The following is a 13881-nucleotide window of genomic DNA, read 5'->3' as shown; positions in this document are numbered from 1 at the left end:
AAAGATACGTCGTCGAGGCCGAACAAAAGCGGCTCGGTTTCGCGTAAACGGCATCGGACGGCGTTTTGGCGGGATTGCGTGGTGGGATTTTCGTGACAATGCCGCGCTGCATGTTGCCGGCGCCGCTGCGTTGTGTTCCCGAAAGCGGCGTTGGACGAAACAGTGTTGAGGATGGTTCATGGCCGAAGTGATTGACGGAAAAAGCGTCGCCGAGGATGTGGTGCGGACGGTCAAGACCCTGACTGCCGAACTGGTCGCCAAGGGAAAGGCCAAGCCCGGTCTGGCCGTGGTCATCGTCGGCGAGGATCCGGCGAGCCAGGTCTATGTCGCCTCCAAATCCCGCACTGCCAAGGAATGCGGCTTTCATTCGCTGCAGCACACGCTGCCGGCCGAGACCTCTGAGCAGGCGCTGCTCAAGATCATCGCCGAGCTCAACGCCGATCCGGCCATCAACGGGATCCTGGTTCAGCTGCCGGTGCCTGCCCATATCGACGCAGGCAAGATCATCCAGGCCATCGCGCCTCAGAAGGATGTTGACGGGTTCCATTTCATCAATGTCGGCAAGCTCGGCACCGGCGAACTCGACACGGCCTTTGTTCCCTGCACGCCCGCCGGCTCGATGCTTCTGATCGAGCGCGTGCGCGGCAAGGATCTGTCAGGCCTCAACGCCGTCGTCGTTGGCCGCTCCAACATCGTCGGCAAGCCGATGGCCAATCTGCTGCTTGCCGCCAACTGCACCGTCACCATCGCCCACAGCCGCACGAAGGATCTGCCGGCCCTTGCTCGCACGGCCGACATTCTTGTCGCCGCCGTCGGCCGGCCGGAAATGATCAAGGGGGATTGGGTGAAGCCCGGCGCCACCGTCATCGATGTCGGCATCAACCGCATTCCCGCGCCCGAGAAAGGCGAGGGCAAGTCGCGTCTGGTCGGCGACGTCGCCTATGCGGAGGCGGCCAGGGAGGCTGGCGCCATCACCCCTGTGCCCGGCGGTGTCGGGCCGATGACCATTGCCATGCTGATGGCCAATACGTTAGCTTCCGCATACCTTGCGGCCGGATTGAAACGGCCCTCCTTCTGAGCCCGGGTTGAACCTGAAAGCCGCAGCTTTGCCGAACCCCTCTGTTTCCCAGGAACGGCCGGTCACGAGTGATCCCGTTCAAGGTGGCCGGCAGTTCGCCTTTCTGCTGGTCGATAAGTTCTCCATGTTCTCGCTGGCCGCCGCGATAGACACGTTCCGTTCGGCGAACCGTCTGCTCGGCCGCGATTTCTATGGCTGGACCACAGTGTCGGCCGACGGCGATCCGGTGATGGCCTCAAATGGCCTGCCGCTCAAGATCGACTACGGCGTCGCCGACCTGCCGCCGGTCGATATCCTCTTCGTCTCGGTTGGCCTGACGACGGAATTTCCAGGTAAGAGCAAGGTGCTGGCGGCCCTGCGCAGCTGGGGCCGGCGCGGCAACGCGCTCGGCGCGCTGTCGGTTGGTTCCTACCTGCTGGCGGAGGCCGGACAGCTCGACGGCTACAGATGCACCATCCATTGGGAGAACCGCGCCGGCTTCATGGAGCGCTTCCCCGACATCAACTGCACTGGCAATGTCTTCGAGATCGACCGCAAGCGCTACACCTGCGCCGGCGGCACCACCTCGATCGACCTGATGCTGGAGATCGTGCGTGGCGATTTCGGCTCGAACCTCGCCAATGGCGTCGCCAACCAGTTCCAGCACGAGCGCATCCGCTCGGCCGGCGACCGCCAGCGCGTCGGTCCGGAGCGCGACCTGACCGGCAAGTCGGAGAAGTTGAGGCGGATCGTCGAACTGATGGCCGACCATCTCGATGAACCCTTGTCAGCGGTGCAACTCGCCAAGTCGGCGGGTCTATCGGTGCGCCAGGTGGAACGTCTTTTCCTGCGCCACCTCAATGTCACGCCCGGCCGCTATTATATGCGGTTGCGGCTGGAGCGGGCGCGCGAATTGCTGCGCCAGACCAACATGCCGATCCTCGACGTGGCGATCGCCACCGGCTTCACCTCGCATTCCTATTTTGCCCAGAGCTACCGGCTGCAGTTTGGCCGTCCGCCTTCCGAAGAGCGCCGCACCACCTACTGAGCCGCCTGGAGGCAGCCCCGACTCCCAACCTTTCGCCGGGTTGACAGGCGAGACCGCCACGCCATTGGCCCAGATAGGCAAGGCGCAGCAGTTGAATCCGGAAACCCGCGCCATCATCGCCAACAGGGCGCTCATCCTGTTTAATGCCGGTCGCATCGACGACGCCGTGATGATCCTGCAGCAACTGGCCAAGGCCGAGCCGAATCTGCGCTCCGCGCCCTCTAGAGATTGCGGTCTGATGTCCGATACCGCGCCATCGTCGAGCACGAAAGTTTCAGGCCGGCTCCGCCGGTTGGCGCCTGAGCAACATGGCCGCGTCCGGTCTTGTGTCGCGACGCGCGCTCAAATAGTTTTGGGCCGCAGGCGGGGCGGCTACTCAGGAGATTTTGATGGCGGGACTTGCACGGAGCATCGCTGCGGCGATCCTCCTTTTGTCGATGACGACGTTCGGCTTTGCCGCCAACAAGGTCATCATCATTCTCGATGCTTCCGGGTCGATGTGGGCGCAGATCGACGGCAAGCCCAAGCTCGAAATCGCCAGGGAATCGCTGAGGACCGTGCTCAAATCGGTTCCCGTCGACGACGAAATCGGCTTCATGGCCTATGGCCATCGCGAAAAAGGCAGCTGCGATGACATCCAGCTGATCGTGCCCCCCCAGGCGGGCTCGGCAAGCGCCATCACGGACGCCGCCGACAGTCTGAAATTCCTCGGCAAAACGCCGCTCACGGCGGCCGTCAAGCAGGCGGCCGAAGCGCTGAAATACACCGAGGACAAGGCGACCGTCGTCCTCATCACCGATGGGCTCGAAACCTGCGGCGGCGACCCGTGTGCGCTTGGCAAGGAACTCGAGGCGTCCGGCGTCGACTTCACCGCCGACGTCGTCGGCTTCGGCCTGACCGCCGATGAAGGCAAGCAGATCGCCTGCCTCGCCGACAACACCGGCGGCAAGTACATCCAGGCCTCCGACGAGAAGGCGCTGCAGGAAGCGCTGGTGGAGACCGTCGCGGCTCCCGAACCAGCCCCCGCGCCGGCTCCAGCACCAGCCCCGGCTCCCGCGCCTGAACCGAAAGCAGTCGAGGTCGACTACAATCTGATCCCGACAGCGTTGCTGAAGGAAGGTGGTCAGGCACCAAAGACCGACGTCTACTTCGAAATCTTCAAGGATGACGCCAAGGGAAGCGGCGGCGACCATGTCGACTCCGGCTACAACGTCGTCAAGTTCCATCTTGCTGCCGGCAATTACGTCGTCGTCGCCACCAGCGGCGCCGCCAAGGCCGAGCAGAAGGTCTCGCTGACGGCCGACAAGGCGACGGAGGTGGCGCTTGACCTGAATGCCGCGGAGATTTCCATCCATGCGCGGCCGGCCCCTGGGGCCGATGTCGACCGCAATGCGCAGATCAGCATCGCCTATCCCGGCGGCACGTCGGACAGCAATTACGGCGAGGTCAAGTACGTCGTTCCGGCCGGCGAGACCAAGGTCACGGTGAAGCTGGGAGCCGGCGAGGCGAGCGAGACCATGCAGTTAGTCGCCGGCCAGGTCGTCGACAAGGACATCATCGTCGGTGTCGGCAAGGCCAAGGCCAACGCTTTCTACACGCAGGGCGGAGAGAAAGCCGAAACCGATGTGGGTTGGAAGGTGTACAAGGCCGCCAAGAAGCTCGACGGTACCCGCGATCAGGTGACCTACGCCTACGGGCCCGATAGCCAGTTCGACCTGCCTCCGGGCGACTATGTGATGGGCGTCGATGTGCAGGCCGTGTCCACGGAACAGCCCTTCAGCGTGACGGTCGGGCAGATGACCGATGTCAACGTGACGCTGAACGCGGGCGTCCTGGCCGTCGACGCGCCCGGCGCGGATGGCTTCAAGATCTTTGAGGCCAAGAAGAACATCCAGGGCGAGCGCAAGCAGGTGACCTACGCCTATGGAGAGAAGATGCAGACCACGCTGGGGGCGGGCGACTACGTGCTCGTAACCAATTTCACCACCGACAAGGCCGACAAGGAAACACCCTTTACGGTCAAGGCCGGCGAGCGGAGTGAGCTCAAGGTCGAGTAGCAGCCAGCTGAACAAGCAAAAAGGGCGGCTCAAGGCCGCCCTTTTTGTTGAAAAACCAGAAGACGATCAGGCGGTTCCGAAGGCGCTGGCGCCGTGGTCGGCACGGCCCACCAACTGGCGGAAGCCGGCGAAAAGCTCGCGGCCAAAGCCGAACTCGTTGCCGATGAGATCGGCTTCGGCGGTACGGCGCAGCGCGAACTCGGTCCCCGGCACCAGCACTTCGAGCGTGCCGGCGTCGGCGTCCAGCCGGATGATGTCGCCGTCATGGAGCCTGGCGATCGGCCCGTCCTCGACCGCTTCCGGTGTCACATGGATCGCCGCCGGCACCTTGCCTGAGGCGCCCGACATGCGTCCGTCGGTGACCAGTGCGACGCGCTGGCCGCGATCCTGCAGGATGCCGAGCACGGTGGTCAATTTGTGCAATTCCGGCATGCCATTGGCCTTCGGACCCTGGAAGCGGATCACGGCGATGAAATCGCCGGTAAGTGTGCCGGCCTTGAACGCGTCGTTCAGGCCCTGCTGGCTGTCAAACACCTTGGCCGGCGCCTCGATGACACGTCGTTCCGGCTTGACGGCGGAAGTCTTGATGACAGCGTGGCCGAGATTGCCAGCCAGCACCTTCAGGCCGCCGGTCGGCTGGAAGGCCTTGCCGAATGGCGCCAGCACCTTTTCGTCGCCGCTGATACGCGGCGACGCCTCGCGCACCACGGAGCCATCGGCGCCGAGCTTTGCCTCGACAGCGTAGGGCCGCAGGCCTTCGCCCCACACCGTCTGCACGTCCTCGTGCAGGACGCCTTCGTCGAGCAACTCGCGAATCAGGAAGCCGAGCCCGCCGGCGGCGTGGAAATGGTTCACGTCGGCAAGCCCGTTCGGATAGACGCGCGCCAAGAGCGGCACCGCTTCCGAGAGGTCGGAAATGTCCTGCCAGGTCAGTGCGATGCCGGCCGCCGCCGCCATCGCGATCAAGTGGATCGTGTGGTTGGTCGAGCCGCCGGTTGCGTGCAGGCCGACGACGCCGTTGACGATCGAGCGCTCGTCGATCATCCGCCCGACCGGCGTATAGGCATTGCCGAGCGCGGTGATCGCCAACGCCCGCTTCGTAGCCTCGCGGGTCAGGGCCTCGCGCAAGGGCGTGCCGGGATTGACGAAGGAGGCGCCCGGCGTGTGCAGGCCCATGATCTCCATCAGCATCTGGTTGGAATTGGCCGTGCCATAGAAGGTGCAGGTGCCCGGCCCGTGGTAGGATTTGGACTCGGCTGCCAGAAGTTCGGCGCGTCCCGCCTTGCCCTCGGCATAGAGCTGGCGGACCTTGGCCTTTTCATCGTTGGGCAGGCCTGTCGTCATCGGCCCGGCCGGGATGAACACAGCGGGCAGATGGCCGAAGGTCAGCGCCGCGATCACCAGGCCCGGTACGATCTTGTCGCAGACGCCGAGAAAGACGGCGGCGTCGAACATGTTGTGGGACAGGCCGACCGCCGCGGCCATGGCGATCACGTCGCGTGAAAATAGCGACAGCTCCATGCCGGGCTGGCCTTGTGTCACCCCATCGCACATCGCCGGCACGCCACCGGCCACCTGGGCGATGCCGCCGGCCTCGCGGGCCGCTTCCTTGATCAGGGCAGGGTAGGTCTCGAAAGGCTGATGCGCCGAAAGCATGTCATTGTAGGAGGTGATGATGCCGAGATTGGGCACCTTGTCGGCACCGAGCGCCAGCTTTTCCGAGGGACTGCAGACCGCAAAGCCGTGGGCGAGGTTGCCGCAGGACAGCACCGAGCGGTTGGCGGTCTGGTTCGACGCTTCGGCGATACGGCCGAGATAGCGCTCGCGGCCCGGTCTGGAGCGCTGGCGGATACGCTCGGTGATGGCTTCGATGTCGCGTCTTGCGGTCATGGCGGTCGGTCCTTTCAGGCGAGGTCCCGGAAACATCCTCCCGCAATTGCCGGGACCACTAACGTAAAATCAGGGCGCCCAGAAAACCTCTACGGGCCTGGGTGCGGCGTCGAGCACGGCACGGATCGGCTTTCGCGGTCCGGGCGCGACCGCGCCGTCGAAGGCGGTGCGCTTGTCCTCGCCCTCGATGTGCAGCGCGATGAAGCCGGCATCGATGATGCGCGCGAGCGTCAGAGTCAGCCGCGGTTCGCCCGCGCTGGCCGCATGAACCGGCAGGATGATCCTGTCGGAGGCCGGGTCGAGCAGCCTTGCCAGATCGTCGGCATCGGGAAAGAACGAGGCCGTGTGGCCGTCCGGCCCCATGCCGAGCACCACGACGTCGAGCGGCCAGGGCAGGGATCGCAGTGCCGCATCGTCGGATGCGGCGACATCCTCGATGCCTGATGCCTCATGGTAGAGCGGCACGAAGCGTGCTGCCTTGGCCGCGTTCTGCAACAGATTGGCGGCCACCAGCCCGGCATTGGAACGCGGCGAGGAGGCCGGCACGAAACGCTCGTCGACGAGCGTCACGATCACCTTGTCCCAGGCGATCGGCGCCACCGAAAGCGCGGCAAAGAACTTTCCCGGCGTCGTACCGCCGGAGACCGCCAGCACTGCCGTGCCGCGTTCGGCTATCGCCTTGGTCAGGCGATCGGCCACACGGCCGGCCAGTGCCGCCGCCAGATGCGGACGGTCTGGGAAAGCGTTCCAGTTGTAACTGGCGCTGTTCAATTGCTCTCGTGCCATGTCCGCCCATCACGTTCGATCAGCGCTATCGAGGCCGACGGCCCCCAGGTGCCTGCCGTGTAGCCCTGTGCTTCCTGCTTGGCGCCTTCCCAGGCATTCTGAATCGGGTCGATCCACTTCCATGCCGCCTCGACTTCGTCCCGGCGCATGAACAGCGTCTGGTTGCCGCGGATGACATCCATGATCAGCCGTTCATAGGCATCGGGCGCACGGCCATCGAAGGATTGCGCAAAGCTCATGTCGAGCGAGATCTGGCGCAGCCGCATGCCGCCCGGGCCCGGGTCCTTGATCATGATGAACTGCTTGACGCCTTCATCGGGCTGCAGGCGGATGACCAGCTGGTTGGCGAAGATCGGTCCGGCGCTGTCGCCGAAGATCGAGTGCGGGATCGGCTTGAACTCGATGACGATCTCCGAAACCCGGGTCGCCAGCCGCTTGCCGGTCCTGAGGTAGAACGGAACGCCCGCCCAGCGCCAGGTGCCGATCTCGGCCTTGATGGCGACGAAGGTCTCGGTGTTGCTGTCCTTGCCGAGCTCCTCGACATAGCCCTTCACCGGCCCGCCGGCGGACGCACCGGCGCGGTACTGGCCGCGCACCGTGTGTTTCGGCGCCTCGTTGCCGTTGATGCGTTTCAGCGCCCGCAGCACCTTCAGTTTCTCGTCGCGCACTGCGTCCGCGTCCATCGACGACGGCGCCTCCATGGCGACGAGGCAGAGCAGCTGCAGCATGTGGTTCTGCACCATGTCGCGCAGCGCGCCGGCCTTGTCGTAATAGGTGACGCGGTCTTCCAGGCCGACCGTCTCGGCGACCGTGATCTGCACATGGTCGATATGGGCGGAGTTCCACAGCGGCTCGTAAAGCGCGTTGGCGAAGCGCAACGCCATCAGGTTCTGCACCGTCTCCTTGCCGAGATAGTGATCGATGCGAAAGATCTGGCTCTCGTGGAAATCGTCGCCGACCAAATCGTTGAGCGCCTGCGCCGAGGCAAGGTCGCGGCCGATCGGCTTCTCCAGCACAATGCGTGAGTTCGACGTGATCAGCTTGTGCTCTTTGAGCTTATGCGAGATATCGCCGAACAGCGCCGGCGCAACGGCGAGGTAAAAGGCGCGGATGCTGTCGCTCTCGCCGATCGCCTTTTTCAGTTTGTCGAAGCCCGCACCGCTCGTCGCATCAGCCGAGACGTAGGAAAGCCGTGCCAGGAAGGTCTTCAGCTCCTTGGCGTCGATATCGGCCGGCTTGACGTGATCGGAGATCGCCTGGCTGGCGAAGGCCCGGAACTCCTCGTCGCTCATCTTCGAGCGCGAGGTGCCGATGATGCGCGTCGGCTCGGAGAATTGATGGTCGCGCTGGCGGTAGTAGAGCGACGGCAGCAGCTTGCGTTCCGACAGGTCGCCGGTGCCGCCGAAAATGATGAAGTCGAAAGGGTCGACGGGGATGATCTGGCTGGTCATGGTCTGTCCGCTTTGACGCCGGTCGCGAGTACGCGGCTGATATATTCTAATCGATTTAAATTTTCCAGTGCCATGGTGTCACATCAAGGACCAATCGCACGATATTGATTGGGTCCACATGTGCCCTTGACACTGGCGCTTGCCGGAGGCTTGTCGGTGGACGAAGACCCCGGAAGCTTTCGCAGTTGCAGCATAGAACGTGAATGTGACGAAAGCTAAGGGAGAAATGGCGCTCCGTCAGTTGCCGCATGGGCCATGGCGGTCGGCCGCTTTATTAATTCCTGGAAGACATCGATGAGCGGGAAAAGCATGCGTCTGGAAAACAAGGTTGCCGTCATCACCGGCGCCGCATCGGGATTTGGCGAAGGCATGGCCAAGCGCTTCGCGCAAGAAGGCGCCAGGGTGGTTGTCGCCGATCTCAATGCCAAGGGCGCGGAGCGCGTCGCCAATGAAATCGGCGAGGCGGCGATCTGGACGCAGACCGACGTTTCGCTGCGCTCCGAATTCGACGAGATGGTCTATGCCGCAAAAAGCGCCTTCGGCCGCATCGACATCATGGTCAACAATGCCGGTTACACCCATCGCAACGGCGACATGCTCAAGGTCGACGAGGACACTTTCGACCTGATTACCGCTGTCAATATGAAGGCGATCTATCACGCGGCCCTTGCCGTGGTGCCGATCATGGACCGGCAAGGCGGTGGCGTCATCCTGACCACGGCCTCCACCGCGGGCCTGCGGCCGCGGCCCGGCCTCACCTGGTACAATGCCTCGAAAGGCTGGGCGATCACCGCCGCCAAATCGATGGCGGTGGAACTGGCGCCCAAGAACATCCGTGTCAACTGTCTCTGCCCGGTCGCCGGTGAAACCGGCATGCTGGAGAAGTTCATGGGCGCCGACACCCCAGAGATCCGCGAGACATTCCGTGCCTCGATCCCGCTCGGCCGGCTTTCGACCCCGCTCGATATCGCCAACGCCGCACTCTGGCTGGCATCGGATGAAGCCGCCTTCATCACCGGCGTGGCGCTGGAGGTCGATGGCGGCCGCTGCATCTGATGCAACGCAAATCGGCGCGTCGCCTGCAACGTTTCCGGCGGCTCTTCATCCGATGAGCTTGTATCGATCAGGCTGCGGAGAAATCCGGAGCGACTTGAGACGTCGAGCGCGGCGCCATCGCGCCCTGCAGGCTCACAAGTAGCAAGGCAGGAGGCGTCGCTTTGGGTGGTCGCCTGGCGGTTTAAACCTCAGGTGCCGGGCTTGATGTAGCTCTTGTAGACCCAGCCGTGCTTGCCGTTGTAGACAATCTCGCACCACTGCTTGCAGCCCATCAATTGCACCGAAGTCCGGGCAGGCACGGTGTCGATGGGAGTAGCGCCCTTCTTCGGAGCATTGCGCATGGTCACAGCCCGCAGGACGCGGCCGGTGCCTGCCGCCGCCACTTTTCGCGGCTTCGCCTTGGCCGCGCCATCGTCGCCTTGTGCATTCGCGGGTTTTTGTTCCGGCACTTGCGGCTGCGTCTCAGGGATGGCGGCGGTCCGCGCGCCATCGGGCTTGCCGACATTCGCGGCCGGCGCCGGCGCGGCAACCTTGGCAAGCTCGTTAACGGCATCGGTGCTGGTTGACGGCTGCGCGAACGCCACTGCCTTGCCCGCCGGCGCAGCCTGTTTGGCCGTTTGATTGGGGGCAGTGGAGTCGGAAGCGGGCTTCGGCTGTGCCTCGGTCCAGCGGGGATCGTTGGCCGCAAGCGCCTGTATGCTTGCTTTTGCTGGCGCCACGGTCGATGAAACCTGGTCGGACTTGCGGGCCGGCACGACCGCCGCGGCCACCGTGGTTCCGCCAGGGACGATCTTCGTCGTCTTTACCGGAGTGGCCGGAATGCTCTGTTCCGGGCTGGCGGCTGCCTGCCGCTCGCTCGTCGGCAATGCCAGCCAGAGCGCCACCGCGGCGACGCCAAGCAGCGCGGCGGTGCCGACCGCGGCAATCACCAGATGCGAGTTCGAACGGACTTCCTGCCAGAAGGACGGCCGCATGTCGTATCCAAACTGCATGGCAAAGCGCCGACGTTCCGGCGCACCGAAACTGAAGGGCTCTCTCACTCTCACCACCTCCATAAGCGGGCCAATGTTCTTTCGATCGGTGCCGGAAGTCCGGCGTCTGATCGGCATCGGTCCCAAAATCAACGCGGGCAAGCCCGCAGCAATCCCCGAATAGTCGCCCAGAAGCGAGAACCTTTCACCCGCGATTGTGGCATCAGTACGCCATTATAAGGGATTCTGCCCCTTTGCCGGCATTTACGCAATGTGCCGCTAGGGCAACAAATGTTACAATGAATATTACAATATTACATCAGATCGTGACGGCGATCCGATCCCGTCCGAACTGCGTCGCGCCGAAACGGGTTCAGCGACGCGCTTCAAGCCTTCTTTTCGCGGATGTTGTTCTCCCAAACCGCGGAGCCAGCTTGGGGGACATTCACTAAACCCTGTCGCGAAGCGCGAACCAGTTGAGCGCCAGGAAAAGCAGGGGCGTACGGAAACGGCGGCCGCCTGGAAATGGCGGAATTTTCAGGTCCTCGATAAGCTTCAGCCGGTCGCGGTTGCCGGCAACTGTCTCGGCATAGAGTTTGCCGAAGAAGTTCGACAGCATGACGCCGTGGCCTGAATAGCCGCCAGCCGAGATCACATTGGGCATCACTTCGCGCACGAACGGTTTCCTTGGCACCGTGATGCCGACATAGCCGCCCCAGCCATGGGTGATCTCGATATCCTTCAATGCCGGATAGAGCTCCGCGATCTGACGGCGGATATGGATGTGGATGTCCTTGGGGTCGTTGACGCCATAGACTTCGCGTCCCCCGAACAACAGCCGTCCATCCCTCGACTTGCGGAAATAGCGCACGACAAAGCGGGAATCGTCGACCGCTTCGCCGCCGGGCAGCACTTTCAAATCCGCCCCCAAAGGCACGGTCGCGCCGATGAAGGAGCCGATCGGCATGATGTGCGCGGCACTCACCGGTTCGAGCGCGCCGCCATAGGCGTTGACCGCGATCAGGCATTTCTGCGCCGTCACGGTGCCTCTTGGCGTCGAAACCCTGACCTTGCCGCCGGTCGAAACGATGCCGGTCGATGGCGTTCCCTCGAACAGCTGCGCGCCCGCCTGCGCCGCCACCCGCGCCGTGCCGATCACCAGTTTCATGGGATGGATATGGCCGGTGCCGGTGTCGCGTGTACCGCCGAAATAGGCGGTCGAACCAAGCCGCTCCGCCGTCTCCTTGGCATCCATGAAAGAGATATGCGGGTAGGAGAAACGGCTGGCCATGATCTCCGCATGCGCCTTGTAGTCGTCGACATAGCGAGGCTTGTGCGCCACGGAGAGCTGGCCCGGCATATAATCGATATCGATCTGGTTGGCGGCGGCGAATTCGATGAGATGCGCCTTCGCCTCCTCGGCAAGATCGAACAAAGCCTTGGCACGGGACAAGCCGTACTCCGCTTCCAGGTCTTCGGCCCAGGCGCGCTGGCCGGTGCCGAGCTGCCCCCCATTGCGTCCGGAAGCGCCGTCGCCGAAGCGATACGCCTCGATCAGGACGACATTGGTTCCAGCCTTGGCCAGATGTGTCGCCGCCGACAGCCCGGTAAAGCCGCCGCCGATAATGACGACATCGCAGGCCCGGTCGCCGTCGAGCGCCGGGTATTCGGGTCTAGGTCCCGCCGTGTCTTCATACCATGAGCGGCCGGGAGAAATGGGGGATTGGTAAGGCATGGTGCTCACGGGGAATAGGGGAATAGGGGAATAGGGGAATAGGGCAGTAGGGCAGTAGGGCAGTAGGGTGAACCTATTCAGGGAACAATTTGCGGATCAGAAGCCGGGCACGGAGGTGGCTGCCCTGCGCAACTGAGCTGTCAATCCATAGATCTCTTCTTTGGGCCAAGCTCTTGTCGCTTCGTAGATTGATACAGCCAGGTCCATTGCCTGCTGCCAGACGATCAAATCTCTGTACGATTCGATCTTCGCCACCGTCTGTCACCCCCTACTCCCCTAAACATTCAGCAACAAATACTCCCGCTCCCACGGGCTGATCACTTCCATGAAGGTCTCGAATTCCGCCCTCTTGATCGCTGCATAGGTGGCGGCGAAGGACTTGCCCAGCAATGCGCAAAGCTCCTCATCGCCCTCGAACAGGTCGACGGCTTCAAGCAGGCTGCGTGGCAGGTCGATCTCGTCCGCATTGGCGGTCGTCAGCACCGGAGGCTCGGCCTTGATCTTCCGGGTGATGCCGATCAGCCCGCAGGCAAGCGATGCCGCCAGCGCCAGATAGGGATTGGCGTCGGAGGACGGGATGCGGTTCTCGACGCGTCGCGCCGCAGGGTCGGAGCGTGGCACGCGGAACGCGGTGGTGCGGTTGTCATAGCCCCATTTGTTGTTGACCGGGGCCGAAGCCGCCTGCGTCAGCCGACGGTAGGAATTGACATAGGGCGCGAACATCACCAGCGCGTTCGGCACGTGCTTTTGCATGCCGCCGATGAAATGGAAGAACTCCGGGGTTTCCGAGCCGTCCTCGGCCGAAAAGATGTTCCTGCCTGTCTTCTTGTCGACGATCGACTGATGGATGTGCATGGCCGAACCCGGTTGGCCCTGGATCGGCTTGGCCATGAAGGTCGCGTAGATTTCATGCTTGAGCGCGGCTTCGCGAATGGTGCGCTTGAACATGAACACCTGGTCGGCGAGTTCGATCGGGTCGCCATGGCGCAGATTGATCTCGAGCTGACCGGCGCCCTCCTCGTGAATGAGCGTGTCGATCTCCAGGCCCTGGCTTTCGGAGAAATGGTAGATGTCGTCGATCAGTTCGTCGAACTCGTTGACGCCGGCGATCGAATAGCCGGCGCCGCCGCCGATTGCGCGCCCCGAGCGGCCGACGGGCGGGGTCAGCGGATAGTCCGGGTCCGGATTCTTGCGCACCAGGTAGAATTCGATCTCGGGCGCCACCACCGGCCTCAGCCCAAGCTTGTCGTAGGCTGCAAGCACGCGCTTCAACACATTGCGCGGCGTGAATTCGACCGAGCGTCCGTCCTGGTGGACGAGGTCGCAGATGACGGCCGCCGTCGGGTCTTCTTCCCACGGCACCACCGTCAGTGTCGAAAGATCCGGCATCAATTTGAGGTCGCCATCATCCTCGGGATAGTGGAAGCCGTTGCCATCTTCGGGATAGCCGCCTGAAATCGTCGTCATGAAGACGGCCGAAGGCAGCGCCAGCGAGGTGTTGGAGGTGAATTTCTTCGACGGCATCATCTTGCCGCGTGCCACGCCAGCCTGATCAGGCGTGATGCATTCGATATCCTCGATGCCACGCCATTCCAGCCATTCGCTGACTTCCTTCCAGTTCTTCACACCACGCAGGTTTTTCACGAAGGCAGGCGTGCGCGCTCGTCCTCCGCGGCTCGACGGACGGACTTCCTTTTTTGCAGGCGGCATCATTCACCAGATTGGGTTGCGGATTTCGGAGTATAGCCGTGCCCCACTGTGGAAGGGAAGGGGAGCCGCTGCCGGCATTTGCCGCCGCGGTTGAAAATCGCACCCGGCTCGGCTTAGGCT

General features: G+C 63.3%; 10 protein-coding genes and 1 pseudogene. 4 read left to right on the top strand and 7 right to left on the bottom strand.

The annotated features are described in order from the left end of the window. The first annotated feature begins 178 nt into the window (after nt 1-178). From folD to EB230_RS29690, 3 genes are all read left to right on the top strand, one after another. Nucleotides 179-1078: a bifunctional methylenetetrahydrofolate dehydrogenase/methenyltetrahydrofolate cyclohydrolase FolD gene (gene folD, locus EB230_RS29700; protein ID WP_056566063.1), complete on the top strand. Its 900-nt coding sequence runs from the start codon at nt 179-181 to the stop codon at nt 1076-1078. A 28-nt stretch (nt 1079-1106) separates the two neighbouring features. After that, entirely contained in the window at nt 1107-2105 is a 999-nt protein-coding gene (locus EB230_RS29695; RefSeq protein ID WP_056566346.1) for a GlxA family transcriptional regulator, read from the top strand. Between the two features lie 389 nt (nt 2106-2494). Next, the gene (locus EB230_RS29690; RefSeq protein ID WP_056566066.1) at nt 2495-4162 is read left to right on the top strand and encodes a VWA domain-containing protein; all 1668 of its coding nucleotides are present in this window, start codon (nt 2495-2497) and stop codon (nt 4160-4162) included. Nucleotides 4163-4228: 66 nt separating this feature from the next. Here the strand turns inward: EB230_RS29690 and edd are convergent, their stop codons facing one another. From edd to zwf, 3 genes are all read right to left on the bottom strand, one after another. After that, entirely contained in the window at nt 4229-6052 is a 1824-nt protein-coding gene (edd, locus tag EB230_RS29685; protein WP_056566349.1) for a phosphogluconate dehydratase, read from the bottom strand. A 69-nt stretch (nt 6053-6121) separates the two neighbouring features. Continuing rightward, nucleotides 6122-6838, bottom strand: coding sequence for a 6-phosphogluconolactonase (pgl, locus tag EB230_RS29680; protein ID WP_172374476.1), 717 nt, complete (start codon nt 6836-6838; stop codon nt 6122-6124). Beyond that, entirely contained in the window at nt 6820-8289 is a 1470-nt protein-coding gene (zwf, locus tag EB230_RS29675) for a glucose-6-phosphate dehydrogenase (protein ID WP_172374475.1), read from the bottom strand. Before zwf ends, pgl begins: the two co-directional genes overlap by 19 nt. Nucleotides 8290-8598: 309 nt before the next feature. Between zwf and EB230_RS29670 the strand changes: the two genes are divergently transcribed. Then, entirely contained in the window at nt 8599-9345 is a 747-nt protein-coding gene (locus tag EB230_RS29670) for an SDR family oxidoreductase (RefSeq protein WP_056566352.1), read from the top strand. Nucleotides 9346-9533: 188 nt separating this feature from the next. On the opposite strand, the gene EB230_RS29665 is transcribed toward EB230_RS29670, so the two are convergent. From EB230_RS29665 to EB230_RS29650, 4 genes and pseudogenes are all read right to left on the bottom strand, one after another. Next, entirely contained in the window at nt 9534-10385 is an 852-nt protein-coding gene (locus tag EB230_RS29665; protein WP_246738871.1) for an SH3 domain-containing protein, read from the bottom strand. A 379-nt stretch (nt 10386-10764) separates the two neighbouring features. After that, nucleotides 10765-12051: an FAD-binding oxidoreductase gene (locus EB230_RS29660; RefSeq protein WP_056566078.1), complete on the bottom strand. Its 1287-nt coding sequence runs from the start codon at nt 12049-12051 to the stop codon at nt 10765-10767. A gap of 105 nt (nt 12052-12156) precedes the next feature. Continuing rightward, nucleotides 12157-12306, bottom strand: a pseudogene (locus tag EB230_RS29655) (four helix bundle protein); the annotation flags it as partial. Between the two features lie 21 nt (nt 12307-12327). Next, nucleotides 12328-13764: a glutamine synthetase family protein gene (locus EB230_RS29650; protein WP_056566081.1), complete on the bottom strand. Its 1437-nt coding sequence runs from the start codon at nt 13762-13764 to the stop codon at nt 12328-12330. Between the last annotated feature and the right edge of the window lie 117 nt (nt 13765-13881).

The organism is Mesorhizobium sp. NZP2234 (genome assembly GCF_013170765.1).
GTDB classification, from domain to species: Bacteria; Pseudomonadota; Alphaproteobacteria; order Rhizobiales; family Rhizobiaceae; genus Mesorhizobium; species Mesorhizobium loti_D.
This window is presented reverse-complemented; position numbering and strand designations above follow the sequence as displayed.

Excerpts from the sequence above, each read along its gene's own strand:
- edd (WP_056566349.1), bottom strand. The coding sequence starts at position 6,052 with ATGACCGCAAGACGCGACATCGAAGCCATCACCGAGCGTATCCGCCAG.
- pgl (WP_172374476.1), bottom strand. The coding sequence starts at position 6,838 with ATGGCACGAGAGCAATTGAACAGCGCCAGTTACAACTGGAACGCTTTC.
- folD (WP_056566063.1), top strand. The coding sequence starts at position 179 with ATGGCCGAAGTGATTGACGGAAAAAGCGTCGCCGAGGATGTGGTGCGG.
- EB230_RS29690 (WP_056566066.1), top strand. The coding sequence starts at position 2,495 with ATGGCGGGACTTGCACGGAGCATCGCTGCGGCGATCCTCCTTTTGTCG.
- zwf (WP_172374475.1), bottom strand. The coding sequence starts at position 8,289 with ATGACCAGCCAGATCATCCCCGTCGACCCTTTCGACTTCATCATTTTC.
- EB230_RS29670 (WP_056566352.1), top strand. The coding sequence starts at position 8,599 with ATGCGTCTGGAAAACAAGGTTGCCGTCATCACCGGCGCCGCATCGGGA.
- EB230_RS29660 (WP_056566078.1), bottom strand. The coding sequence starts at position 12,051 with ATGCCTTACCAATCCCCCATTTCTCCCGGCCGCTCATGGTATGAAGAC.
- EB230_RS29650 (WP_056566081.1), bottom strand. The coding sequence starts at position 13,764 with ATGATGCCGCCTGCAAAAAAGGAAGTCCGTCCGTCGAGCCGCGGAGGA.